19 protein-coding genes are annotated in these 25296 nt (G+C 75.2%); 11 read left to right on the top strand and 8 right to left on the bottom strand.

Going from position 1 to position 25296, the window contains the following annotated elements; translation table 11 throughout:
• Both OSB71_RS13770 and OSB71_RS13765 read right to left on the bottom strand, forming a co-directional pair.
• Entirely contained in the window at positions 1 to 1458 is a 1458-nt protein-coding gene (locus OSB71_RS13770) for a GlnX family signal transduction membrane protein (RefSeq protein ID WP_265948020.1), read from the bottom strand.
• A gap of 166 nt (positions 1459 to 1624) precedes the next feature.
• Positions 1625 to 2164: an HNH endonuclease gene (locus tag OSB71_RS13765; protein WP_265948019.1), complete on the bottom strand. Its 540-nt coding sequence runs from the start codon at positions 2162 to 2164 to the stop codon at positions 1625 to 1627.
• Positions 2165 to 2554: 390 nt separating this feature from the next.
• Here OSB71_RS13765 and OSB71_RS13760 point away from each other — a divergent pair, with 390 nt between their 5' ends.
• The 8 genes from OSB71_RS13760 to OSB71_RS13725 all read left to right on the top strand — a co-directional run bounded on the left by OSB71_RS13760 (position 2555) and on the right by OSB71_RS13725 (position 10564).
• A complete protein-coding gene (locus tag OSB71_RS13760) occupies positions 2555 to 3463 on the top strand; it encodes a mechanosensitive ion channel family protein (RefSeq protein ID WP_265948078.1) in 909 nt (302 codons plus the stop codon).
• 132 nt (positions 3464 to 3595) lie between these two features.
• Positions 3596 to 4933 carry a family 4 glycosyl hydrolase gene (locus OSB71_RS13755; protein ID WP_265948017.1) on the top strand — a complete coding sequence of 446 codons (1338 nt, stop codon included), beginning with the start codon at positions 3596 to 3598 and terminating at the stop codon, positions 4931 to 4933.
• Complete coding sequence (locus OSB71_RS13750; RefSeq protein ID WP_265948015.1) at positions 4924 to 5955, top strand: N-acetylglucosamine kinase; 1032 nt, start codon at positions 4924 to 4926, stop codon at positions 5953 to 5955. The genes OSB71_RS13755 and OSB71_RS13750 overlap by 10 nt, the downstream gene beginning before the upstream one ends.
• Positions 5956 to 6143: 188 nt before the next feature.
• On the top strand, positions 6144 to 6893 hold the full coding sequence (locus OSB71_RS13745; RefSeq protein ID WP_265948014.1) for a sulfite exporter TauE/SafE family protein: 750 nt from the start codon (positions 6144 to 6146) through the stop codon (positions 6891 to 6893).
• Between the two features lie 85 nt (positions 6894 to 6978).
• Positions 6979 to 7500 carry a MarR family winged helix-turn-helix transcriptional regulator gene (locus OSB71_RS13740; protein ID WP_265948013.1) on the top strand — a complete coding sequence of 174 codons (522 nt, stop codon included), beginning with the start codon at positions 6979 to 6981 and terminating at the stop codon, positions 7498 to 7500.
• 289 nt (positions 7501 to 7789) lie between these two features.
• Positions 7790 to 8077 (top strand): hypothetical protein, encoded by a 288-nt coding sequence (locus tag OSB71_RS13735; RefSeq protein WP_323055284.1) that lies wholly within the window; start codon positions 7790 to 7792, stop codon positions 8075 to 8077.
• The gene (malQ, locus tag OSB71_RS13730) at positions 8077 to 10191 is read left to right on the top strand and encodes a 4-alpha-glucanotransferase (protein ID WP_265948009.1); all 2115 of its coding nucleotides are present in this window, start codon (positions 8077 to 8079) and stop codon (positions 10189 to 10191) included. Before OSB71_RS13735 ends, malQ begins: the two co-directional genes overlap by 1 nt.
• Positions 10192 to 10333: 142 nt before the next feature.
• Complete coding sequence (locus OSB71_RS13725; protein WP_265948007.1) at positions 10334 to 10564, top strand: hypothetical protein; 231 nt, start codon at positions 10334 to 10336, stop codon at positions 10562 to 10564.
• Positions 10565 to 10772: 208 nt separating this feature from the next.
• Here the strand turns inward: OSB71_RS13725 and pepN (OSB71_RS13720) are convergent, their stop codons facing one another.
• From pepN (OSB71_RS13720) to pepN (OSB71_RS13710), 3 genes are all read right to left on the bottom strand, one after another.
• Positions 10773 to 13340, bottom strand: coding sequence for an aminopeptidase N (gene pepN, locus OSB71_RS13720; protein ID WP_265948005.1), 2568 nt, complete (start codon positions 13338 to 13340; stop codon positions 10773 to 10775).
• Between the two features lie 232 nt (positions 13341 to 13572).
• Entirely contained in the window at positions 13573 to 14577 is a 1005-nt protein-coding gene (locus OSB71_RS13715; protein WP_265948003.1) for a putative endonuclease domain-containing protein, read from the bottom strand.
• A gap of 186 nt (positions 14578 to 14763) precedes the next feature.
• Positions 14764 to 17370: an aminopeptidase N gene (gene pepN, locus OSB71_RS13710; RefSeq protein ID WP_265948001.1), complete on the bottom strand. Its 2607-nt coding sequence runs from the start codon at positions 17368 to 17370 to the stop codon at positions 14764 to 14766.
• A gap of 170 nt (positions 17371 to 17540) precedes the next feature.
• Here pepN (OSB71_RS13710) and OSB71_RS13705 point away from each other — a divergent pair, with 170 nt between their 5' ends.
• The gene (locus OSB71_RS13705; RefSeq protein ID WP_265947999.1) at positions 17541 to 18197 is read left to right on the top strand and encodes a mycothiol-dependent nitroreductase Rv2466c family protein; all 657 of its coding nucleotides are present in this window, start codon (positions 17541 to 17543) and stop codon (positions 18195 to 18197) included.
• Positions 18198 to 18375: 178 nt separating this feature from the next.
• Here the strand turns inward: OSB71_RS13705 and OSB71_RS13700 are convergent, their stop codons facing one another.
• Positions 18376 to 19020 carry a superoxide dismutase gene (locus OSB71_RS13700; protein ID WP_265947997.1) on the bottom strand — a complete coding sequence of 215 codons (645 nt, stop codon included), beginning with the start codon at positions 19018 to 19020 and terminating at the stop codon, positions 18376 to 18378.
• Between the two features lie 152 nt (positions 19021 to 19172).
• The gene (locus tag OSB71_RS13695; RefSeq protein WP_265947996.1) at positions 19173 to 20591 is read right to left on the bottom strand and encodes an amino acid permease; all 1419 of its coding nucleotides are present in this window, start codon (positions 20589 to 20591) and stop codon (positions 19173 to 19175) included.
• Positions 20592 to 20877: 286 nt separating this feature from the next.
• Between OSB71_RS13695 and OSB71_RS13690 the strand changes: the two genes are divergently transcribed.
• Entirely contained in the window at positions 20878 to 21477 is a 600-nt protein-coding gene (locus OSB71_RS13690; RefSeq protein ID WP_265947994.1) for a biotin transporter BioY, read from the top strand.
• Between the two features lie 99 nt (positions 21478 to 21576).
• On the opposite strand, the gene OSB71_RS13685 is transcribed toward OSB71_RS13690, so the two are convergent.
• Entirely contained in the window at positions 21577 to 24207 is a 2631-nt protein-coding gene (locus OSB71_RS13685) for a valine--tRNA ligase (protein ID WP_265947992.1), read from the bottom strand.
• Between the two features lie 137 nt (positions 24208 to 24344).
• Between OSB71_RS13685 and OSB71_RS13680 the strand changes: the two genes are divergently transcribed.
• A complete protein-coding gene (locus tag OSB71_RS13680; RefSeq protein ID WP_265947991.1) occupies positions 24345 to 25274 on the top strand; it encodes a hypothetical protein in 930 nt (309 codons plus the stop codon).
• Positions 25275 to 25296: the final 22 nt, after the last annotated feature.

Genomic DNA, 25296 nt, shown 5'->3' with positions numbered 1-25296 from the left:
TCACCGGTATTCCGCCAGCCTGCGGCCGACCCCGGCCACCGCCCCCGCCGCGCCGGTCAGCCCCAGCACTCCGGCGCCCACGGCGAGGCCGGTCAGGGCGGCCCGGCCGGACTCGGCGGCGTCGCCGAACTGGCGCTGTTCGTACTCGATCGCGGCGCGCAGGGCGCCGTCCACCGCGTCGAACGCCTCTCCCGTGCTCTCCCGGGGGCCGATCACCTTGGCCACCGCGTCACCGTACTCGCCCGTGTTGTCCGACTCCCGGGCTTCGACGTGCCGTTCCTGCCACAGAGTGACGTGCTCCCGGGCCGTGCGCACCGGTTCGCGTCCGGCGTCGTCGTCGGCCAGCCGCAGCGCCCGGGCGAGCAGCCCGCCCTCCTCGCCCCCGGCTCCGGCGAGCCGGGCCATGCCCGCCCGGTAGGTCTCCTCGTACTCCGCGCCGCCGCCGCGCGCCACCAGGGTCATGCCCTCGTCGCCGCGGGCCTCCAGCGCGGCCACCAGGGCCTCGTTCAGCGTGTGCAGCGAGCGGGCGCCGTCGCGGTCCGCCGTGCGGAGCTGACCGGCCGCGACGCCGTGCGCCACGGCCAGCCACACCAGCAGCGCCGCCGCCGCCCCGGACGCGGCTACCAGGCCGCGGTTGAACACGCGGTTGGTGCGCGCGAAGTCCCGGCGCTGCGCCCACCCCAGGGTGGCCAGCGTCGCCACGCCGAGCACCAGGGAGGCCCAGGGCCAGGCGGCCGCCTCGCCGTGCCCGCGCTCGTAGCGGGCGGCCTCCGTCTCGTAGAGGGTGCGCGCGGCCGGGAGCAGTTCGCTGCGCATGCGCTCGTCGGCGTAGCGCAGGTAGGCGCCGCCGAGCGGCAGACCCTGCCGGTTGTTGGCCCGGGCGGCTTCCACCAGGGCGGTGTAGGCGGGCAGGCCGCGGTTGAGCGCGCTGAGCTGGCGCCGCGCGGTCGCCGATCCCTCGCCGCTCGCGGCGGCCCGCGTGATCAGCTCGGCCGCCGTGTCGACGCCCCGGTCGTAGCGCTCCGCGACCGCGCGGGGCTCCTCGCCCCCGGCCAGGAAGCCCGCGGCGGCCGTGGTGTTGGCGTCGGCCAGCGAGCGGTGGATCTCCGCGGCGTCCGCGGCCAGCCGCTGGTGGCCGTGGATGACGGCGTCGGCGGCGGACGCCCGCTGGGTGACCTGCCAGGCGGTCACCGCGCCGAAGGCCAGCGCCAGGACGACCAGGGCGGCGCCGACGAGGCGCAGCCGGCCCGGCTCCGTGGCCGCGGCCCGCCGCGCCCGCGCCACCGGACGCGCCCACGCCCGCCGGTCCGGGCCGTGGCCGGAGGGCTCCGTGGTGCCGGAGGGCCGCCCGGGGCCGGTCGGCGCCGCCGCCGGGTGCGGCACGGGAGCGTGCGGCCCCGAGGCGGCGTGCGGCGCCGGGGGCGTTGCGGGCGCCGTCGGCCCGGGCGGCTGCGTCACGGTATGGGACCTCCCCCTCGGTCACTCGTAACATCACCCCGGTCACGGGCAGCAGTATGGCCCCTGGGGAGCGTGCGGTGACACCGTCGGACCCGAAAGAGCCCGCCGGAGCGGCCCGTTGGCCGGTGCGGGCGCACGCGGAGCGCCCCGCGTGCGAAGGCCCGGATCAGGCAGGTGACCTGCCGTCGATCCGGGCCATCGCGTCGTCCGCGCCGTAGGGTTGGAGATAGGGCAGCCAGCGTGGGTCCCTATGGCCCGTGCCGATGATGCGCCAGGCCAGCCCGGTCGGAGGTGCGGGCTGGTGGCGCAGCCGCCAGCCCAACTCGGTGATGTGCCGATCCGCCTTGACGTGGTTGCACCGGCGGCAGGCCGCGACGACGTTGTCCCACACGTGCTGGCCGCCCCGGCTGCGCGGGATGACGTGGTCCACGCTCGTCGCCGTCTGGCCGCAGTAGGCGCAGCGGCCGCCGTCCCGGGCGAACAGCGCGCGCCGGGTCAGCGGGACGGGGCCCCGGTAGGGCACGCGCACGAAGCGCTTGAGCCGGACCACGCTGGGTGCGGGGATGGCGCGGGTCGCGCTGTGCATCAGGGCGCCGGAGTCCTCCAGGATGACGGCCTTGTCGTTGAGGACGAGGATGAGCGCGCGGCGGAGCGGTACGACACCGAGCGGCTCGTACGACGCGTTGAGGACCAGGACATGCGGCACGGTGCCTCCTTGGTACGCCTGCGGCACGTGGCTCGCGCCGGGACGATCTCCCTCAGTGTCACCCGTGCCCGGCCCGGCGCGCCACCACGATCCGCCAACGCGCCCCGCGTGTTCTTGACCACACCCTCCGTCGGACGCCGCTGCTCAGCCCGAGCACGCGGACGGATGACGGCTTCGGCGCCGCGTTCACCCGTCGGGGCGTGCCTAGTGCCGCATCAGCCAGGGTTTGCCCTGTCGCGACGCCCGGCACGGCGCCTCGCGGCGTTGCCGAATCGACCGAGTAGGCCCACTACGAGGCCGATCCGGCGCCTTGCGATGCACCGCACCGGACGCCGCTCCTTGACGGGCAAACCCTGACTGACGCGGCACTAGGCTGTGGCCGTGGATGCCATGAACGACGCCGGGCGGCGTGCGGACGAGGCGGCGGGGTGGGTCCAGAGCAACTGGGAGGCCTGGCTGGGCGCGGGTCTGCGCATCGTGCTCGTGGTGGTGATCGCCCTGGTGCTGCGGGTGGTCGTGCGCCGCACGATCACCCGCCTGGTGGCCCGGATGAACCGCAACGCCGAGGAGGGCTCCGCCCCGGGCGGCGGCTTCGGCAGCCTGCTGATCAACGCCGAACGCCGGCGGCAGCGCTCGGAGGCGATCGGGTCGGTCCTGCGCAGCGTCGCGTCGTTCCTCATCCTGGGCACGGCGGCGCTGACCGTGCTGGCCGTCCTCGACATCAACCTGGGGCCGCTGCTGGCCAGCGCCGGCGTCGCGGGCGTCGCGCTCGGCTTCGGCGCCCGCAACCTGGTGATGGACGTGCTCACCGGCATGTTCATCCTGCTGGAAGACCAGTACGGCGTCGGCGACCGGGTGGACGCCGGGGAGGCGGTCGGCACGGTGCTGGAGATCGGGCTGCGGGTGACGAAGCTGCGCGGCGACGAGGGCGAGATCTGGTACGTGCGCAACGGCGAGATCAAGCGCGTGGGCAATCTGAGCCAGGGGTGGGCCACGGCGGGCGTGGACGTCCAGATCCGGGCGGACGAGGACCTGGACCGGGTGCGCGAGGTCGTCGCGGAGGCCGGGCGGGAGATGGCCGCCACCGCGCCGTGGGACGAGAAGCTGTGGGGGCCCGTGGAGGTGCTGGGCCTGGACACGGTCACGATGGAGTCCATGACGGTCCGGGTCTCGGTGCGCACCATGCCGGGTGCCGCCCTCGGCGCTGCCCGGGAGCTGCGCTGGCGCCTCAAGCGGGCCCTGGACGCGGCCGGCGTGCCGCTCGTCGACGACGAGGGGCTGGCCCTGGAGAAGCGGTGAGCGCCCGCCGCGCGGCGCGGGGTGCCACGGCCCGTGCGGCGCGCGCCGTGCGGGCCCGGTCACGCGGCGTTGACCGCGCGGCGGCGGCCGCTTATGGTCTGGACCAATTGACGGCCACGAGGGGAGCGCGCCGTGAAGATCGCCGTCGTCGGCGGGGGTTCGACGTACACGCCGGAACTGGTGGACGGGCTGGCGCGGCTCAGCCGCACCCTGCCGGTCACCGAGCTCGCGCTCGTCGATCCGGCCCGCGACCGGCTGGAGCTCGTCGGCGGCCTCGCCCGGCGCATCCTCGCCCGGCGGGGCCACCCCGCGCGGGTGGTCCTGACCGACGACCTCACCCGGGCGGCCGACGGCGCGGCGGCCGTGCTCGTCCAGCTCCGGGTCGGCGGCCAGGCGGCCCGGCACGGCGACGAGACGTGGCCGCTGGAGTGCGGCTGCGTCGGCCAGGAGACCACCGGGGCCGGCGGGCTCGCCAAGGCGCTGCGCACGGTGCCCGTCGCGCTGGACGTCGCCGAGACCGTGCGCCGGGTCAGCCCGGGGGCCTGGATCATCGACTTCACCAACCCCGTGGGCATCGTCACCCGGGCGCTGCTCCAGGCCGGGCACCGGGCCGTCGGGCTGTGCAACGTCGCCATCGGGCTCCAGCGCACCTTCGCGGACCTGCTCGACCTGCCGCCCGAGGACCTCCACCTGGACCACTACGGGCTCAACCACCTCACCTGGGAGCTGGCCGTGCGCCGGGGCGGCCCCGACGGGCCCGACCTGCTGCCCGGCCTGCTCGCCGGGCACGGGGAGCGGATCGCCGAGCGGCTGCGGCTGCCGCGCCCGCTGCTCGACCGGCTCGGCGTCGTCCCCTCCTACTACCTGCGCTACTTCTACGCCCACGACGAGGTCGTCGCGGAGCTGCGCCGCCAGCCCCCGCGCGCGGCCGAGGTCGCCGCGATGGAGGAGCGGCTGCTGGAGATGTACGCGGACCCGGCGCTGGCGGAGAAGCCCGCGCTGCTCGCCGAGCGCGGCGGCGCCTACTACTCGGAGGCGGCCGTCGCGCTGGCCGCAGCGCTGCTGGGCACGGCGGGGCGCGACGGCGGCGGCGCCCGGGGCGGGGAGGGCGCTCAGGGCGGGGAGCCGGTGCAGCCCGTGCAGGTCGTGCAGCCCGTGCAGGTCGTGAACGTCCGCAACGACGGCACCCTGCCGTTCCTGCCGGACGACGCCGTGGTCGAGGTGCCGGCCCGGGTCACCGCGCACGGTGCCGTGCCGCTGGCCGCGCCCCCGCTGCCGCCCGCGCACGCGGGGCTCGTCGCGCACGTCACCGTCTACGAGCACCTCGCGCTCGACGCCGCGCTGCACGGCGGGCGCGAGCGGGTCTTCGCCGCGCTGCTGGCGCATCCGCTGATCGGCCAGTACGACCGGGCCGAGGCGCTCACGGACCGGCTGATCGCGCACAACCGGGCGCACCTGCCGTGGGCCTGAGCGGCCCCGGCCCGGTCGTACTGGCGCTGGACGCGGGGAACAGCAAGACCGAGGTCGTGGCCGTCGGTCTGGACGGCACGCTGCGAGGACGCTCCCGGGGCGGCGGCTTCCGCCCGGCCGTGGGCACCGCGGACGGGGCCGAACGGGCGGTGGCGGGGCTGGCCGCGCCCGTCCGGGCCGCCCTGACCGACGGCGGCGCCGGTCCCGGCCCCGGGGCCCGCCCCGGTCCCGGCCCCGTGCGCCACGTCACCGCCTGCCTGGCCAACGCGGACCTGCCGCGCGAGGAGCGCGAGCTGGCGGCCGCCGTGGCGGCGGCGGGCTGGGCACGGAGCACCGAGGTCGTCAACGACACGTTCGCCGTGCTGCGCGCCGGACTGCCCGACGACGGCTCGGTGCGGCACGGGGTCGCCGTGGTGTGCGGCGCGGGCGTCAACTGCGTCGGCCGGGCCGCCGACGGGCGCACGCACCGCTTCGCCGCGCTGGGCCGGGCCTCCGGCGACTGGGGCGGCGGCGCGGGGCTGGCCGAGGAGGCGCTGTGGCACGCGGCGCGGGCGGCCGACGGCCGGGGCGCGCCCACCGCGCTCGCCGACGCGCTCCCCGCCCATTTCGGCCTGGCCGCGATGGCGGAGCTGATCGAGGCGCTGCACTTCGGCGACGTCCCGGCCGAGCGGCGGCTGGAGCTGGCCCCCACGGTGTTCGCCCTGGCCGCGGCCGGGGACGCGGTGGCCGGGGCGCTGGTGGACCGGCAGGCGGACGAGATCGTGGCCCTGGCCCGCGTCAGCCTCACGCGCCTGTCGCTGCTGGCGGAGCCGACGCCGGTGTTCCTCGGCGGCAGCGTCGTCGCGGCCCGGCATCCGCGGCTGCACGAGCGCGTGGTGGCGCGGCTGGCCGCCGAAGCCCCCCGCGCCGAGGTGGTGGTGCTCACCGCGCCACCGGTGCTCGGCGCGGCCCTCCTGGCCCTCGACGCGGTGGCCGCACCGCCGGCCGCCCACGCCGCCGCGCGCCGCGCCCTGCGCGCCTGACGACGGCCGCACGACGGCCGCACGACGGGGCGGCGGACGCCGCTGGGCGGCGCCGGGCGACGGCCGACGACGGCGCGGCCCCACCCGCCCCCGGCCGGGACGCTCCCGGACCGGGGCACCGTGGAGCGCGCGACCCGGCACCACCCCCCCCGGGCCGCCGCGTGCCGCGCGCGGCATAGCCTCCTGGCGTGGCGAGTAGCTGGGCTTTCCTTCCCCTCCTCGGCGGCATCGTGCTCTTCGGCGCGGCCGTGCAGCGGATGGCGGGCATCGGCTTCGGACTGGTGGCGGCCCCCTTCCTGGTGTTGCTGGTCGGCCCCGTGGACGGGGTCGTGCTGGCCAACTGCGCGGGCGTGGCGATCAGCGGGCTCGGCCTGCTCGTCACGTGGCGCGGGGTGCGGCTGCGGGCGATGGTGCCGCTCGTCGCCGCCGCGGCGCTGACGGTGCCGCTCGGCGCGGCCGTGGCCCGGTCCCTGCCCGAGCCGGTGCTGCTGACGGGCCTGGGCGCGCTGCTGAGCGCCCTGGTGCTCCTGCTGCTGAGCGGGGTGCGGATGCCCGCGTTGCGCGGCACGGGCGGAGCGCTCGCGGCGGGTGCCGCCAGCGGGTTCATGAACTCCTCCGCCGGGCTGGGCGGCCCGGCCGTCTCGCTCTACGCCGCCAACGCGGGCTGGTCGGCGCGGGAGTTCGTGCCCAACGCGCAGTTCTACGGGCTGCTGGTCAACGTCTTCTCGATCGCCGCCAAGGGCCTGCCGGGGCTGAGCCGGCCGACCTGGCTGCTGTGGGGCGCGGCGCTGGGCGCCGGGCTGCTGGTGGGCCACCGCGTCGCCGCCCGCACGCCCGAGCGCCGCACCCGCCAGGTGATCTTCACCCTCGCGCTCGGCGGCGGGCTCGTCACGCTCGGCAAGGGGCTGTGGCTCCTGCTGCCCGGACTCCTCGGTTGACTTCAATCTAGCTTCAACTTTTACGTTCGTCCCGTCCGACACACACGGGCCGCGCGCACCGCGCGGTCGGGAGGGGAGCCGAGCCATGCCGTTCACCGCACCGAAGACCCCGAAGGCCCCGGGGTCCGCCCCGTACTCCGAGGCGGAGTTCACCGACGCCGAGCTCCAGCAGCAGCCGCTGGGCTACTGGACGGGCGCCGCCGGCGAGGCGATCGTCGGCCACATCCGGGCCGCCCTGCGCCGCGAGGGCGGGATCTCCCAGCCGCAGTGGTGGATCGTCAACCGGGTCCGCAGCGCCGCCGGGGGCGCCACCGCGGCCGAGGTGACCGAGACCATCGCGGCGGGCCGCCCCTACGTCGACGTCTCCGGGCTCGGCGCGGAGGTCGACGACCTGCTGGCTCGGGGCCTGCTCCGGGCGGACGCCGAGCGGCGGCTGCACCTGACGCCGGAGGGCGCGGCCACCGTCGACCACCTGTGGGACCGGGTGATGCCCGACACGCTCGGCCAGATCCGCGCGGGCATCGACGACGCCGAGTACGCGGGCGTCATCCGCCTGCTGCGCCGCATGATCCACAACGTCGGCGGTGACCCCGGGTTCCGTCTGTGACCAGCGGCGACGCCGGGGTGTGGCCGCTCGCCGGAGCGCGGCGGGCGGCCACACCGGCGCACGGCACCAGGTGCCGCCGGGTGCACTCGCCGGAGACTGCCGTAAAATCTGGTGTTGTACGACCGTCCGGCCGCGTGGCGTACGCCCGTGGCGCCCCGAGACCGCATAATGACCGGTGTCCGCCCGTGATGTGACCTGCGCCACGTTCCGGTCGCGCACGTGGATGCCCGCTTCAGCAGTGGGTAGGGCACCGGGTGATCCGTCTGTCGTCCATCGAACGGAGGCCCCCGTGGCCGCGTCCGCTGAACTTCTCGAGACCGCCGTCGCCCCTGTGCCCAGACAGCAGGGACGGGCGGAGGAGGGCGACCCCTCCAAACAGATCCTGGCCACCCTGGAAGGACTCGACTCCGGGCTGGACGGCTCCTGCTCGTGCGGCTGCTTCGAGGCGCCGCTGACCAGTGAGCCACCGCTCGCCGACGTCGCACCCCTGACGAGCGAACTTCCCATCGCCGCCGAACTGCCGCTGACCAGCGAGCCCACCGGGGCCGGCTTCGGCGCGGAGTACTCGGAGATCTGATGGGCCGCCTGGCGCGGCTGGCCGCGGCACACGGTGTCGCCACCTCCTACGCCCCCGGCCCCGGCCGGCTGGTGGAGGTGCCCGAGGAGACGGTCGTCACCGTCCTCGCCGCGCTCGGCGTGGACGCGTCGACCCCCGACGCCGTCCGCCAGGCCCTCGAAGATTGCGACACGCAGGCCGCCGCACGCCTGCTGCCGCCCACCGTCGTGCTGCGGGCCGGTCGGAAGACGTTCCCGACCGGCCCGCGGGCCGTTCCGGCCGGCACCGACCTGCGGGTCGAGACCGAGGACGGCCGGGAGCGCGCCGCCGACCCGAACCTGCCGCCCGGCGTGCACACGCTGCACGCGCACGCCCCCGACGGCCGCACCGCCCGCGCCACCCTGATCGTCGCGCCCGCGCGGTTACCCGCGGCCCGGGGCCGGGACTTCGGCCTCCTGGTCCAGCTCTACTCGACGCTCTCCGCCCGGTCCTGGGGCATGGGCGACCTCGCCGACCTGCGCGACCTGGCCACCTGGGCCGGACGCACCGCGCACGCCGGCTTCGTCCAGCTCAACCCGCTGCACGCCGCCGTCCCCGCGGCCGACGGCGCGGGGACCGACCCGTCCCCCTACCGCCCCTCCTCCCGCCGCTTCGCCGACCCGGTGCACCTGCGCGTCGAGGACGTCCCCGAGTACGCCTACCTCGACGGCGCCGACCGCGCCCGCATGGACCGGCTCGTCGCCCGCGCCCGGGACCTGCGCGACGGCGTGCTGCGCAAGGACGCCCACATCGACCGCGACGCGGTGTGGGCCCTCAAGCGGGACGCGCTGGAACTGCTGCGCGCCGTCCCGCTCAGCCCGGGCCGCCGGGCCGACTACTGCGCCTACCTCGCCCGCCAGGGCACCGCCCTGGAAGACCACGCGCTGTGGTGCGCCCTGGCCGAGCTGCACGGCCCCGACTGGCGCTCCTGGCCCGCCGGGCTGGACGACCCGCGCTCGTCCCGCACCGCCCGGGCCCGCGCCCAGCACCTGGACCGCGTCGACTTCCACTGCTGGCTGGCCTGGCTCACCGACACCCAGCTCGCCCAGGCCCAGCACGCCGCGAAGGCCGCCGGGATGCGCGTCGGCCTCGTGCACGACCTGGCCGTCGGCGTGCACCCCTCCGGCTCCGACGCCTGGGCCCAGCAGGACGCCCTGGCCGCCGGGATGTCCGTCGGCGCGCCGCCCGACTCCTTCAACGCGGCCGGCCAGAGCTGGGGCCTGCCGCCCTGGCGGCCCGACGCGCTGGCCGCCACCGGCTACCGCCCCTACCGGGAGCTGCTGCGCGGGCTGCTCGCGCACGCCGGGGCGCTGCGCGTCGACCACGTCATGGGGCAGTTCCGGCAGTGGTGGGTGCCCGAGGGGCGGCCCCCCGCCGAGGGCACCTACGTGCGCTACGACGCCGACGCCATGCTCGCCGTCCTCACCCTGGAGGCGCACCGCGCCAAAGCGATGGTCATCGGCGAGGACCTCGGCACGGTCGAGGACGGCGTCCGCGAGGAGCTGGCCGGACGCGGCGTGCTGGGCACCTCGGTGCTGTGGTTCGAGCGCGACTGGGCGGGCGGCGGCGAGCCGCTGCCCCCGGCCCGCTGGCGGGCGGCCTGTCTGGCCACGCCCACCACGCACGACCTGCCCAGCACCGCCGCCCGGCTCAGCGGAGACCACGTGCTGCTGCACCACCGACTCGGGCTGCTCGGCGGGCCGCTGCGCACCGCACGCACCGCCGACGCCGCCGAGCGTGCCCGGTGGCTGGCGCTCTTCGCCCGGCTCGGGCTGCTGGAGGGCGGCCACGGCGACGAGGCCGCCCGCGTCCGCGCCGTCTACCGCTTCCTGGCCGCCACCCCGGCGTGGCTGGTGGGCGTGTGGCTGCCGGACGGCGTCGGCGACCGGCGCCCGCAGAACGTGCCGGGCACCTCGCTGGAGTACCCCAACTGGCGGCTGCCGATCGCCGACGGCGCCGGGCGGCCGCTCGCGCTGGAGGAGCTGCTGGCCTCGCCCCGGCTGCACACCCTGCTCACCGACCTGCGCGCGGCGATGGGCGCCGACCGGAACACCGCGGGCCGCCCCGCCGCGCCGGGAGCGCCACCCGCACGGTAGGGTGTCGGCCCGGTCGCGGCGCGCGACCGGGCCGACACCCTACCGGGCAGGGCCGCCCGGGCCCGGCCACCGCCCCCCGCACGCGGCGCCCGAACCGACCCCGGGTGCGCGGAGCGGCGAACGGTTCGCTACGTTTGAGGGCGTGGACAAGACTTTTGCTGCGCGCGCCGGAGTCGTCGGCGTCGGTACGACGCTGATGCTGCTGATGTCGTCCCCCGCCTCGGCCCTCACCCGCGACGATGGTGACGACCCCGGCCAGGGGCTGAGCGTCGCCGAGACGCTGGGTCTGTACGTCGGTGCCCCCCTGGTCCTGTTCCTGCTGATCGCGGGCCTGGTCATGGTGGGCGACAAGTCCCACAAGAACCGGAGCTGAGCTTCCGGCGCCTCCCGCGCCACCCGAGGGCGTCCCCGGCCGCACCGGCCGGGGACGCCCTCGGTGCGTGCACGGCGCCGGACCGGCGCGCACCGCACCGCCCGCCCCCGCCCGGGACGTCGCGCCGCGCCCGGCGCGCGCCGGAGCCGGCGCGCGCCGGCTCCGGCCCGCCCGGAAGGCGGCGGACCGGCCCGGCGCGCCGGGGCCTTCAGCGCGCGAGGCGGTCCGCCTCCCGCGCGGCCAGCGCCCGCGCGACACCGGCGCGCGACTCCGACACCAGGCGGTGCAGCGCCGCGCTGGCGGAGCCGGCGGACCGCGCCCACGCGTCGGTCGCGTCCAGGGTCTCCTGGGCGACCTGGAGCGTCGGGTAGAGGCCGATCGCGACCTGCTGCGCCATCTCGTGGCTGCGCGACTCCCACACCCGCGTCAGCGCCTCGAAGTAGCGCGCGGTGTAGGGGGCCAGCAGGTCGCGCTGGTCGGCCTGGACGAAGCCCGCGATGACGGCCTCCTGCAACGCGTTGGGCAGCGTGTCGGACTCCACCACCCGCGCCCACGCCTGGGCCTTCGCCTCCGGCGTGGGCCGGGCGGCCCGCGCCGTCGCGGCGTGCTGCTCGCCCGCCGACGTCGCGTCGCGCTCCAGCTCGGCCGCGATCTCCGGTTCGTCCGCCCGCCCGGTGGCGGCCAGCCGCAGCAGCAGGGTCCAGCGCAGCTCGGTGTCCACCGCCAGCCCCGGCACCGTGCGCGTGCCGTCCAGCAGCCCGGCGAGCAGGTCGAGCTGGGCGTCGGTGCGGGCCACGGCGGCCAGCGCCCGGGCCCAGGCGAGCTGGTGGTCGCTGCCCGGCTCGGCGGCGTGCAGGTGCTCCTCGGCGGCCGTCGCCCAGCGGGTGAGGCCCTCCTCGCGCCACTCGGGCGCCGCGTACAGCTCCAGCGCCAGCTTGACCTGCCGGTGCAGGGACTGCACGACGCCGATGTCGGACTCCTTGCCGATCCCGGCCAGCACCAGCTCCAGGTAGGCGCGGGTGGCCAGCTCGCCGTCGCGGGTCATGTCCCACGCCGAGGCCCAGCACAGCGCGCGCGGCAGCGACTCGGTGAAGTCGCCCAGGTGCGCGGTGACCGTGGCCAGGGACTGCGCGTCCAGGCGCACCTTGGCGTACGACAGGTCGTCGTCGTTGAGCAGGATCACGGCCGGACGCGCGCGGCCCGCCAGCTCCGGGACCTCGGTGACGTCCCCGTCCACGTCCAGCTCGACGCGCTCGTTGCGCACCAGCTTGCCGGCCTCCAGCTCGTACAGGCCGATCGCGATGCGGTGCGGCCGCAGCGTGGGCTCGCCCGTCGCCCCCTCGGGCAGCGCGGGCGCCTCCTGGCGCACGGCGAAGCTCTCGATGACGCCGTCCGCGTCGACGACGATCTCCGGGCGCAGCACGTTGATGCCCGCCGTCTGCAGCCACGCCTTCGCCCACGCGCCCAGGTCGCGCCCCGAGGTCTCCTCCAGCGCGCCGAGCAGGTCGCTCAGCCGCGTGTTGCCCCACTGGTGGCGCTTGAAGTAGGCCTGCACCCCGCGGAAGAACTCCTCCCGGCCCACGTAGGCGACGAGCTGCTTGAGCACCGAGGCGCCCTTGGCGTAGGTGATGCCGTCGAAGTTGACCAGCACGTCGTCCAGGTCCCGGATCTCGGCCATGATCGGGTGGGTGGAGGGGAGCTGGTCCTGCCGGTAGGCCCAGGTCTTCATCTGGTTGGCGAACGACGTCCACGCCTGCGGCCAGCGGCTGCCGGGGGCCTCCGCCTGGCAGGCGACGGAGGTGTAGGTGGCGAACGACTCGTTCAGCCACAGGTCGTTCCACCACTCCATGGTGACCAGGTCGCCGAACCACATGTGGGCCAGCTCGTGCAGGATCGTCTCCGCCCGCGCCTCGTACGCGGCGTCCGTCACCTTCGAGCGGAACACGTACTGGTCGCGGATGGTGACCGCGCCCGCGTTCTCCATCGCCCCGGCGTTGAACTCCGGCACGAAGAGCTGGTCGTACTTCTCGAAGGGGTAGGCGTAGTCGAACCGCTCCTGGAACCAGTCGAAGCCCTGCCGGGTCACCGCGAACAGCGCCTCGGCGTCCAGGTGCTCGGCCAGCGAGGGGCGGCAGTACAGGCCGAGCGGCACGCTCCGCCCGTCGCCCTCCCAGGTGCTGTGCACGCTGTGGTACGGACCGGCGATCAGCGCGGTGACGTAGGTGGAGATGCGCGGCGTCGGCGCGAAGCGCCACACCCGCTCCCGCGGGGTGGGGGTCGGGGAGTTGGAGATCACCGTCCAGCCCTCGGGGGCCGTCACGGTGAACTGGAAGGACGCCTTCAGGTCCGGCTGCTCGAAGCAGGCGAAGACGCGCCGGGCGTCGGGCACCTCGAACTGGGTGTAGAGGTAGGCCTGCTGGTCCACCGGGTCGACGAACCGGTGCAGGCCCTCGCCGGTGTTGGTGTACGCGCACGTGGCGACGACCCTCAGCTCGTTGGCGCCGGCCGCCACGCGGGGCAGCGCGATCCGCGCGTCCGCGAACACCTCGTCCACGTCCAGCGCCTCGCCGTTGAGCACCACCTCCTGCACGGCCGGGGCCACCAGGTCGACGAAGGTGCTCCCCGCCTCCCGGGCGGTGAAGCGCACCGTCGTCGCGGAGCGGAACGTGCCGCCCTCCTGCGCGCCGGAAAGGTCGAGGTCGATGACGTAGGCGTCCACGGTCAGCAGACGCGCCCGCTCCTGCGCCTCGTCACGGGTCAGATTCGTCCCAGGCACCTGGTCTCTCCTCATCGTTCGGCTCGGTATACGCCGCGGTCGGGCCATCCTTCCACGCGTGCGATATCCGGTGCCGCCGCCGGGTTGGTGCGGCCGACCTGCGGGGACGTCATCGACGATCAGCACCCTGGCCGAGCGGCCCGGGCCGCCCGAGCGAGCGCACCCGGCGTGGGCGGTCGCGTGGGTGCGGCACGCGCCGCGGTGACGCCCCCGGGCGCCCGGGGCGCGGCCCTCAGCGGGGGAGCACCACCACGTACCCGGCCGGGGGGCGCTCGCCCGCCGTCATCAGCGCCGTCCGCACCACGGCCGCCTGCCCGTCCGGGTCGTCGCGCAGCCGCGCCGGCGCCAGGTGCACGACGGCGATGCCCAGCCGCTCCAGCGCCTCGCGGCGGCGTGCGTACCGCGCCCACAGGTTCTCGCCGTCCTCGTCCGTCCGGCGGGTGCCGCGCGCGTCGATCTCCACCGCGACGCCCTGGGCCGGCCAGTAGGCGTCGACGCCGCCCAGGTGCGGGCCCTCCGGCAGCCGCAGGTCCACGTGCCAGCACGGGTCGGGCAGCCCGGCGTCGCGGACCATCGCGTACAGCCGCTCTTCGGCCAGCGCCCGGCCCTCCGCGACGAGGGCGTCCACGGCGTCCACCACGTGCGGCCGGGACAGCACCCGGGCGCGGGAGAGTTCGCGCACCAGGGCCTGGGCCTCGCAGTGCCCGTGGCGCACCGCCTCCGTCAGCAGCCGCCGCACGGCGAGGGCGTCGGTGAGCCGCGTCACCGCGTCGGCCACCGCCCGCGCCACCGGCGCCACGGGCAGGCCCCCGGCGACCTCGGCCACCGGCATCGCCCGCGCCCGGGCCACCCGGGCCCAGCCCGCCGAGCGCAGCCGCCGGGTGTGCGGCACCAGCACGTCCACCCGGTCCAGCGCGGCCACCGGGGGAGCGGCGGCGAAGCCGCGCAGCGCCAGCGCCGCGAGCCCGGTGATCATCGCGGCCCCCGGCGGCGCGTCGCGCTGGGCGTACAACAGCACCGCGTGCAGCCGCTCCTCGCTCGTCGCGGGCCCCGGGTGCAGCAGGTAGACGCCGGGCAGCGGGCGCTGCCACGGTCCGCCGGCGCGGCACCGGTCCTGCGCGGCGGTCAGGGGCACGCCCTGTTCGCGCAGCGCGCGGGCGGTCACCACGCGGCGGCGCACGTCGGAGAGTTCGCTGAGCGGACGGGGGCGGGGGGTGAGCGGGATGTTGTGCGTCATGCGCCCGGAATTCCCGCCTCCGGTCACCTCCGTAACCCCTGTTACACGCCTGTCGCAGTTTCGGGACGCGGCTGCCCTAAAGTCCGGCGCCGCGCCCGGGACCTGCCGCCGCGCCCGGGACCTGCTGCCGCGCCTGGCGCCCGCCGGGCCCCGGGGAGCACGGCGGGCGGTCGCCGGAGGCGGGGCTCAGCCCGCCGCGGCCGCGTCGCGGGCCTGCCCGGCCAGGGCGCGGGCCAGGTCGTCGCGGGCCTCCAAAACCAGGCGGCGCAGGGCCGGCGGCGCGGTGGACGCCGTCTCGGCCAGCCAGGCGTCGGTGGCCTCCAGCGTCGCGTCGGTGGCCACCAGCGCCGGGTAGAGGCCGCGCACCACCGACATGGCGATCTCGATGGACCGCTCCTGCCACACCCGCTCGATCGCCGCGAAGTAGCGCGACAAGTACGGCTGGAGCAGCTCCCGGTGGCCGGGCTGGGCGAAGCCCGCGATCGTGGCGACGACGAGCGCGTTGGACAGCCGGTCGGAGTCCACGACCGCCGTCCACGCCCGCTCCTTGACCTCCGCCGACGGGCGGGCGGCCAGGCAGCGCACCTGGTGCCGCTTGCCGGAGGCGGTGTCGTCCCGCTCCAGCTCGGCGTCCAGCTCCCGCTCGCCGACCCGGCCCCGCGCCGCGAGCTGGGCCAGGAACGTCCAGCGCAGCTCCTGGTCGACCTCCAGCCCGCCGACGCGGTCGGTGCCCGCGAGCAGCTCCTCCAGCAGCCGCAGGTCCTTCTCGCTCTCGGCCGTCGCGGCGAAGAACCGCGCCCAGGTGAGCTGGTGGCCGCTGCCGGGCTCGGCCTCGCGCAGCCCGGCGAGCGCCCCTTCGGCCAGGAGCCGCGCCCCCTCCGGGCGCCACTGCGGCGCCGCGTAGTGGTCCAGGGCGGAGTGGGCCCAGGCGTGCACCATCTGCAGGACGCCGACGTCGCTCTCGCTGCCGGCGAAGCGCAGCACCGCGTGGAGGAAGTCGCGCGCGGGCAGCAGCCCGTCCCGCGTCAGGTTCCACAGCGCGGACCAGCACAGGGCCCGGGCCAGCGGGTCCCGCACCGCGCCCAGGTGCTCGCGCAGGGTGGCCAGCGAGTCGGCGTCGAGCCGGGTCTTGCAGTAGGTGAGGTCGTCGTCGTTGACGAGGACCAGCTCCGGGCGCTCGGCCCCGGCCAGCTCGGTGACGACCGTGCGCTCCCCGGCCACGTCCAGCTCGGCCCGGGCGTACCGGGTGAGCGGGGCGTCGGCGTGCTCGCGCCGGTACAGGCCCACCGCCACCCGGTGCGGGCGCAGCACGGGGTGCGCCCGCGGCGCCTCCTGGAGCACCGCCAGCTCCGCGACGCGGCCCGCGGCGTCGTAGCGCACCTCGGGGGTGAGCGTGTTGACGCCGGCCGTCTGGAGCCAGGCGCGCGCCCACTCGCCCATGTCCCGGCCCGAGGTCTCCGACAGCACCGCCAGCAGGTCCGCCAGCCGGGTGTTGCCGTAGGCGTGCCGCTTGAAGTAGCGCCGCGCGCCCTCCAGGAACGCGTCGCGGCCCGCGTAGGCGACGAGCTGCTTGAGCACCGAGGCGCCCTTGGCGTAGGTGATGCCGTCGAAGTTGAGCTTGGCGTCCTCCAGGTCCCGGATGTCGGCGGTCACCGGGTGGGTGGAGGGCAACTGGTCGGCGCGGTAGGCCCACGCCTTGCGCCGGTTGGCGAAGGTGATCCAGCCGTCGGTGAAGCGGGTCGCCTCGACCTGGGCGAAGCTGCCCATGAAGTCGGCGAAGGACTCCTTCAGCCACAGGTCGTCCCACCACTCCATGGTCACCAGGTCGCCGAACCACATGTGCGCCATCTCGTGCAGGATGACGTTGGCCCGGCCCTCGTAGGACGCCTGGGTGACCTTGCCCCGGAAGACGAACTCCTCGCGGAAGGTGACGCAGCCCGGGTTCTCCATCGCGCCGAGGTTGTACTCGGGGACGAAGGCCTGGTCGTACTTCCCGAAGGGGTAGGGGTAGTCGAAGTGGTCGTGGAAGAAGTCCAGGCCCTGCTTGGTGACCAGGAAGATGTCGTCGGCGTCGAAGTGCCGGGCCAGGCCGCGCCGGCACAGCGCGCCCAGCGGGATCTCCAGCGTGCCGCCGTCGGGCAGCGCGCGCCGGTAGACGTCGGTGACGTGGTGGTAGGGGCCGGCCACCACGGCGGTGATGTAGGTGGAGATGGGCCGGGTGCGGGCGAAGCGCCAGGTGGCGGAGCCGTCCTCGCGGGGCTGCGGCTCACCGGTGCGCGCGCCGTTGCTGAGCACCGTCCACCGCGCGGGCGCGGTGACGGTGAAGTCGAACGGCGCCTTGAGGTCGGGCTGCTCGAAGTTGGCGAAGACCCGGCGGGCGTCGGCGGGCTCGTACTGGGTGTAGAGGTAGGTCTCGCCGTCCTCGGGGTCCACGAAGTGGTGCAGGCCCTCGCCGGTGCGGCTGAACGCGCAGGCGGCGTCCACGACCAGCTCGTTGTCGGCCTCCAGCGGACCGATGTGCAGGCGGGCGCCGTCGAAGGCGCGGTCCACCGGGAGCGCGGTGCCGTTCAGCGTCGCCGAGTGCACGTGCGGGGCGATCAGGTCCACGAAGGTGGACGCGCCCGGCTCGGCGCACCGGAAGCGCACGGTCGTCGTCGAGCGGAACGTGCGCGGGCCGCGCTCGGGGGCCGGGCCGACCGCGGAGCGCAGATCCAGGGCGACGTCGTAGCCGTCCACGGCCAGCAGTCTGGCCCGCTCCTGGGCCTCCTCACGGGACAGGTTCTCTCCGGGCACGGCGCCGACTCCCTTGTCACACTCGTTCTCGCATATCGAACAATGGGGGTCAGCATGCCACGCCGCGCCCGCGCGCGGCAGGGCGCCCGAGCGGGGCCCCCGGGAATGCCGGGGCCGCGGTGGCGTGTTAGGGCTGGTGGACCGGCCGGTCACCAAGTGAGGAAGACGACGTGCACGACCAGTACGACGAGTACGACGAGTACGACACAACGCCCGCGGACTTCTGGTTCGACCCCCTGTGCCCGTGGGCATGGCTGACCTCCCGGTGGATGCTGGAGGTGGAGCGGGTCCGGCCGGTCGAGGTGCGCTGGCACGTGATGAGCCTGGCCGTGCTCAACGAGAACCGGCTCGACGAGCTGCCCGAGGAGTACCGCGAGCTGCTGAGCACGGCCTGGGGCCCGGTGCGCGTCTGCGTCGCCGCCGAGCAGAAGTACGGGCCGCGGGCGCTGGGGCCGCTCTACACGGCGCTGGGCACCGCCTTCCACGTCCGCGGCGAGGAACGCTCCGCCCGGACGCTCGCCGCCGCGCTGACGGACGCCGGCCTCGACCCGGAGCTGGCCTCGGCGGCGGAGAGCACCGCGTACGACGAGGCGCTGCGGGCCTCGCACGCGGAGGGGATCGGCCTGGTCGGGCAGGACGTGGGCACCCCGGTCATCGCGGTGCCGGACGCCGAGGGGCGGCCCCTGGGCTTCTTCGGCCCCGTCGTCACCCCCGCGCCGAAGGGCGAGGCCGCGGGCAGGCTGTGGGACGGCACGCTGCTGGTCGCCTCCACACCGGGCTTCTACGAGATCAAGCGCACCCGCGACGCCGAGCCCGTCTTCGACTGAAGAGGGCACCGCCCCGCCGCCCCGCGGACGGCGGGCGTCCGCGCGGAGGGACGGCGCCGAGGCACCGCGCGGAGAGACCGGAGGCCCCGCCGCGAGTCACGTCCTCGCGGCGGGGCCTCTGTGCCGCCTGCCTGTGACGGGTGAGAAGACGATCACGAGGCAGGGGACTCGGGCGCGCTCAGGGAGCGAGCAGCAGGTTGTTCGCCCGCTCCTTGGCGGCCGTGTAGCGGGCCGCGACGTCCTGCCAGTTGACGACGCGCCACATGGCCTCGACGAAGTCGACCTTCTGGTTGCGGTACTGCAGGTAGAACGCGTGCTCCCAGGCGTCGAAGACCAGGATGGGCACCGACCCCTGGCCCACGTTGCCCTGGTGGTCGTACACCTGCTCCACGATGAGCCGCCCGGTGACCGGCTCGTAGGCCAGCACGCCCCAGCCGGAGCCCTGGGTCGTGGCGGCCGCCTTCGAGAGCTGCGTCTTGAAGCGGGCGAAGGAGCCGAAGGACTCCGCGATGGCGTCGGCCAGCTCGCCGGTGCCGTCCTTCTCCAGCGGCTCGCCGCCGCCGTCACCGGTCATGTTCTGCCAGTAGATGGAGTGCAGGATGTGGCCGGAGAGGTGGAACGCGAGGCTCTTCTCCAGGCCGTTGATGCCGCCCCACTGCTCCTTGTCGCGCGCCTCCGCGAGCTGCTCCAGGGTGTCGTTGGCCCCCTTCACGTACGCGGCGTGGTGCTTGTCGTGGTGCAGCTCGATGATCTCGCCGCTGATGACGGGTTCCAGCGCCGCGTAGTCGTACGGGAGCTCCGGCAGCGTGTAGAGCGTGGACATGCGCTTGTTCCCCTCTGGCCGTTGTTGCAAATGTATTGCAAGAAGAAGTTACCAGCAACAAGATCCCGCGCCCTCGGCCGGGACACGCGAAACGGGGCGGCCCCCCGGGTGGGGAGCCGCCCCGCGGGCGGTGAGCGCCGGCCGGCCGGGCGTCAGCGCCGGGCGGCCAGACGCTGACGCACCACGCCCACCACGGCCAGGGCCAGCGTCAGCCCGCCGGTGGCGAAGAGCTGCTGGCGCGTCGAGCCGTCGCGCAGCATGAGGACGAAGATGACGCCGATCCCGGCGATCGCCAGCCAGGTCAGCACGGGGAAGCCCCACATGCGCACCACCAGCTTCTCCGGGGCCTCGCGCTCCAGCGCGCGGCGGCTGCGCAGTTGCGAGGCGGCGATGAAGCCCCACACCACCAGCACGGCCGCGCCGACGGTGTTCAGCAGCCAGAAGAACACCGTGTCCGGCCACACCAGGCTCAGGATCACCGCGACGAAGCCGAACGCCGACGAGGCCACCACCGCGCGCCGCGGCACCCCGCCGGAGACCTTGCCCAGCGCCGCCGGGCCCTCACCGCGGCGTACCAGCGAGTACGCCATGCGCGAGGCACCGTAGATGTTGGCGTTCATCGCCGACAGCAGGGCGACCAGCACCACGACGTTCATGACCTGCGCCGCCGCGGGCACGCCGATGTGGTCCAGCACGGCCGCGTACGGGCCGCTCAGCACGGAGGCGTCGTCCCACGGGATCAGCGTGACGATGACGGCCATCGAGCCGACGTAGAACACCGCGATGCGCCACATCGCGGTGCGCACGGCCTTGGCCACCCCGCGCACCGGGTCCTTGGACTCGGCCGCCGCGATCGTCACCGTCTCCAGCCCGCCGTAGGCGAACACCGACGCCAGCAGGCCGACGACCAGGCCCTCGGCACCGGTCGGCAGGAAGCCGCCGTTGCCGGTGAGGTTCGCCGTGCCCGGGGCGTCCGTGCCGGGCAGCACCCCGGCGATCGCCGCCACGCCCAGCAGCAGGAACGCCACGATCGCGAAGACCTTCAGCGCGGCGAACCAGAACTCGTACTCGCCGAAGTTGCGCACCGAGGCGAGGTTCGTGCCGCAGAAGACGGCCATGAACAGCGCCACCCACATCCACGGCTCGGTGCCCGGCAACCAGCCCGTCATGATCTCCGCGGCCCCGATGGCCTCGGCCGCGACGGCGACGCACAGCAGCGTCCAGAAGATCCAGCCGGCCGTGAAACCGGCCCACGGTCCGATGGCGCGCTCGGCGTGCACCGAGAACGAGCCGGAGGACGGGTACGCCGCCGACATCTCGCCCAGCATGCGCATCACCAGCATGACCAGCAGGCCGGAGGCGGCGAAGGCGACGACGATGGCCGGCCCGGCGGCGGCGATGCCCGCGCCGGAGCCCACGAACAGCCCGGCGCCGATCACCCCGCCCAGGGCGATCATCGACAGGTGGCGCTGCTTGAGGCCGTGGGAGAGGGCGCCGGGCGTGTCCGGACCGCTCCCGCCGGCGTCGGACGGCGTGGCGGCGGACGCCTCGGTGGTCGGGGAGGAAGCCATGGCAGTCCCAGGGAAGAAGGAGGGGGGAAGCACGGTGAACGGTGGACGACGATCCCGTTCCGGCCGGCTGACGGCCAGTGTGAGGCACGACTCACCGTGCTTCAATGGCGCAGATCACTGTCGCACTATGCGGACACCGGTCGACACCGCCGACTCCTGGCCGACCCCTGGCCGAACCGGACGACTCACCCGGCGGACCGTTGTCGCCAACGTCACGGCATACACCCGCCCGCCGTCGGATAGCGTCAACGCGTTGTCCCCCGCCGTCACCCGACCGGAGTTATCGATGAGCACCGCCGCAGCCAGCCTCCGCCCGGGCGCCGTCCTCGCCGACGCGCTGCCCGCCGCCACCGCCGCCCGTGCCCGGGTCCGCGACGCGGCCCTGGTGCTCGGGGGCGCCGCGCTGACCGGGATCGCCGCCCAGCTCGCCGTGCCGGTGCCCGGCTCGCCGGTGCCCGTCACCGGGCAGACCTTCGCCGCCCTGCTCGTCGGCGCGGGCCTGGGCGCCCGGCGCGCGCTGCTCTCCCTCGGCCTGTACACCGTGGCCGGCGTCGCCGGTGTGCCCTGGTTCGCCCAGGGGGAGCACGGGGCGGGCCTGCCGTCCTTCGGCTACGTCCTGGGGATGCTGCTGGCCGCCGTGGTGGTCGGCGCCCTCGCCCGCCGCGGCGGCGACCGCGGCGTCCTGCGGACCGTCGGCACCATGGCCGTGGGCACCGCGATCATCTACGCCGTCGGCGTGCCCTACCTGGCCCTGGCCACCGGCACGAGCCTCACCACCGCGGTGTTCGACGGCCTGGTGCCCTTCCTGCTGGGCGACGCGCTCAAGGTCGCGCTGGCCATGGCCGCGCTGCCCACCGCCTGGCGCCTGGTGGGCCGCCGCGGCTGACGCCGCACGGCACCCGCGCGCACGCGCGCACGCGCGCGCACCCGCGCGCACGCGAAGGGGCCCGTGCCGACGACCGGCACGGGCCCCTTCGCGTGCGGGTCAGCCCCGCGGCAGGTTCTCCAACTGGGCCTCGATGCGGGCGATGTCCGCCTCGGCCGTGGCCCGCCGGGCGCGGATCTTCTCCACCACGTGGTCGGGTGCCTTGGCGAGAAACGCCTCGTTGCCCAGCTTCGCCGTGGTCTGGGTCAGCTCCTTGCGGGCCGCCTGGAGGTCCTTGGTCAGCCGCCGGTGCTCGGCCGCGAAGTCGATCGCGCCGGAGAGGTCCAGCGCCACCTTCGCCCCGGCCACCGGCAGCGAGGCGGTGGCCGAGAACTCCGCCCCGGCGGGCTCCAGGCGCAGCAGGGCGCGGATGGCCTCCTCGTGCGCCGCCAGCGGCGTGCCGGCGAGCTCCAGGTGCGCGGGGACGCGCTGCCCCGGCTGCAGCCCCTGGTCGGCACGGAACCGGCGCACCTCGGTGACCGCCTCCTGGAGCGTGCCGATCTCCCGCTCGGCGGCCGCGTCCCGGAAGCCGCTGTCGGCCGGCCAGGAGGCGATCACCAGCGACTCGCCGCCGGTCAGCGTCGTCCACAGCGTGTCGGTGACGAAGGGGACGACCGGGTGCAGCAGGCGCAGCACCACGTCGAGCACTTCGCCCAGGACGCGCCCCGACACCTCGGCCGCCCGGCCCCCGGCCGCGAACGTCGTCTTGGACAGCTCGACGTACCAGTCGAACACCTCGTCCCACGCGAAGTGGTACAGGGTGTCGGAGACCTTGGCGAACTGGTAGTCGTCGTAGAGCGCGTCGGTCTGGGCGACGACGGTGTTCAACCGGGACAGGATCCACCGGTCGGCCGCCGACATCTCCGCCGGGTCCGGCAGCGGCCCCTGGACGGTCGCGCCGTTCATCAGCGCGAAGCGGGTCGCGTTCCAGACCTTGTTGCAGAAGTTGCGCGAGGCCTGCACCCAGTCCTCGCCGATCGGCACGTCCACCCCGGGGTTGGCGCCGCGCGCGAGGGTGAAGCGCAGCGCGTCCGACCCGTAGGCGTCCATCCAGTCCAGCGGGTTGACGGCGTTGCCGAAGGACTTCGACATCTTCTTGCCGAACTGGTCGCGCACCATGCCGTGCAGCGCGATGGTGCGGAACGGCGGCGTGCCGTCCATCGCGTACAGGCCGAACATCATCATCCGGGCGACCCAGAAGAAGAGGATGTCGTACCCGGTGACCAGCACGGCGTTCGGGTAGAACTTCTCCAGGCTCTCGGTGCGCTCCGGCCACCCCAGCGTGGAGAACGGCCACAGGCCCGAGGAGAACCAGGTGTCCAGGACGTCGGTCTCCTGGTGCCAGCCCTCGCCGGACGGCGGCTCCTCGTCGGGCCCGACGCACACCGTCTCGCCGTCCGGCCCATACCACACCGGGATGCGGTGGCCCCACCACAACTGCCGCGAGATGCACCAGTCGTGCAGGTTGTCGACCCAGCCGAAGTACCGGGTCTCCATCTCCTTGGGGTGGATGGTCACCTCGCCGTCGCGCACGGCGTCCCCGGCCGCTTGCGCCAGCGGGCCGACCTTGACCCACCACTGGAGGGACAGCCGCGGCTCGATCGTCGTCTTGCACCGCGAGCAGTGGCCCACCGAGTGCGGGTACGGACGCTTCTCCGCGACGATCCGGCCCTCGGCGCGCAGCGCCCCCACGACGGCCGAGCGCGCCTCCAGCCGGTCCAGCCCCTGGAACGGGCCGTGCGCGGTGATGACCGCGTGCTCGTCCATCACCGCCAGCGCCGGCAGGCCGTGCCGCCGGCCGATCTCGAAGTCGTTGGGGTCGTGCGCCGGCGTCACCTTCACGGCGCCGGTGCCGAACTCCGGGTCCACGTGCTCGTCGGCGACGACGGGGATGGCGCGGTCCGTCAGCGGCAGCTTGACCGTCCGCCCCACCAGGTGCCGGTAGCGCTCGTCGTCGGGGTGGACGGCGACGGCCGTGTCGCCGAGCATCGTCTCGGCGCGCGTCGTGGCGACGACGAGGCTGTCCTCGCCCTCGCCGTAGCGCACCGAGACCAGCTCGCCGTCCTGCTCGGCGTACTCCACCTCGATGTCCGAGAGCGCCGTCAGGCAGCGCGGGCACCAGTTGATGATGCGCTCGGCGCGGTAGATCAGACCGTCGTCGTAGAGCCGCTTGAAGATGGTCTGGACGGCCCGGGACAGGCCCTCGTCCATGGTGAACCGCTCGCGCGACCAGGCGACGCCGTCGCCCAGCCGGCGCATCTGCCCGGAGATCTGGCCGCCGGACTCCGCCTTCCACCGCCACACGCGCTCGGTGAACGCCTCGCGCCCCAGGTCGTGCCGCGACGTGCCCTCCTTGGCCAGCTCGCGCTCGACCACGTTCTGCGTGGCGATGCCCGCGTGGTCCATGCCCGGCTGCCACAGGGCCTCGTAGCCCTGCATGCGCTTGCGCCGGGTGAGCGCGTCGATCAGCGTGTGCTCGAACGCGTGGCCAAGGTGCAGGCTCCCGGTGACGTTCGGCGGCGGGATGACGATCGCGTACGGCGGCTTGGCGCTCTCGGCGTCCGCCTCGAAGTAACCGCGCTCCACCCAGCGCTCGTACAGCGGTCCCTCTACCTCGGCCGGCGCGTACTGGGTCGGCAGGTCGGCAGGTGCGCTGTGCGGGCCCCGGGGGCCGTGCTGAGTGTCGGTCACGCGGGTCAGTGTACGGCGGCCCCCGTCGTGGTCTCGAACCGGTTTGGGGGCCGGGTGCGGCGCTCACGGTGACCGTCCGACAGGATGTACGGACCGCGTCAGCGCATGCGCCGCGCATGCTTCAGGGAGGGACGACCATGAGCCAGAACCAGCCGCCGCCCGGCCCCTACGGGCAGCAGCCCCCGCAGCCCGGGCCCTACGGAGCGCCGCAGCCGCCCGCCGGGCAGCCCGGCTACGGCCACCCGCAGCAGCAGCCCCCGGGCCAGCCGGGGTACGGCTACCCCGGCCAGCCGGGCGGGGCCGGCGGCCAGCCGCCCTACGGCGCGCCGCAGCAGCCCGGCGGCTACGTGCCCCCGCCGCCGGCCGGCCAGGGCGGCAAGGGCGGCAAGGGGAAGGTCATCGGCCTGTCGGTCGGCGCCGTCGCCGTGGTCGGCGCCGTGATCGCCGGCGTCGTCCTGCTCTCGGGCGGGTCCGGCTCCGACATCGCCGACGACGGCCCGCACAAGCTGGTCGCCCCGCAGGAGGTCGGCGAGTTCATGCTCCAGGAGGGCAACACGGACAGCCCCACCGAGCAGGAGGACTTCGACGCCTCCCTGAAGGCCGTCGGCATGGAGAACGCCGAGCGGCTCGACGCCTCCTACAGCACCCTGGACGCCGACGACCCCGACGCCATGGCCGACCCGGGCGCGTTCGAGAGCCTGAAGGTCGCCTGGTTCGGCGGGGCCTACGGGAACCTGGACGACCCGGAGGGCGCCGTCGACGCCTTCTTCGCGCAGATGCGCGCCGACCACGACAAGAACGCGGACAGCGACGACAGCGAACTGGTCGGCCAGCCGCAGTCGGTCTCCCCGGAGGGCTTCGAGGGCGCGGTCATGCAGTGCCAGGCCGTGAAGTTCACCGGCGGCGCCGGGCAGCCGGAGATGGAGACCCCCATCTGCTTCTGGGCCGATCACAGCACCATGGGGATGCTCCTGCCGCTGGCGATGAGCGGCGAGTCGACCACCGTGGAGGACGGCGCCCAGCTCACCGCCGACTTCCGGGAGCAGGCCCGCGTCCCCGCCGAGTGAGGGGCGGCGCCACCAGAACGCC

The organism is Streptomyces marinisediminis (assembly GCF_026262575.1).
Classification (GTDB): domain Bacteria; phylum Actinomycetota; class Actinomycetes; order Streptomycetales; family Streptomycetaceae; genus Streptomyces; species Streptomyces marinisediminis.
Note: the sequence above shows the minus strand (reverse complement) of the source record. Positions and strands in the feature narration are given on the sequence as shown.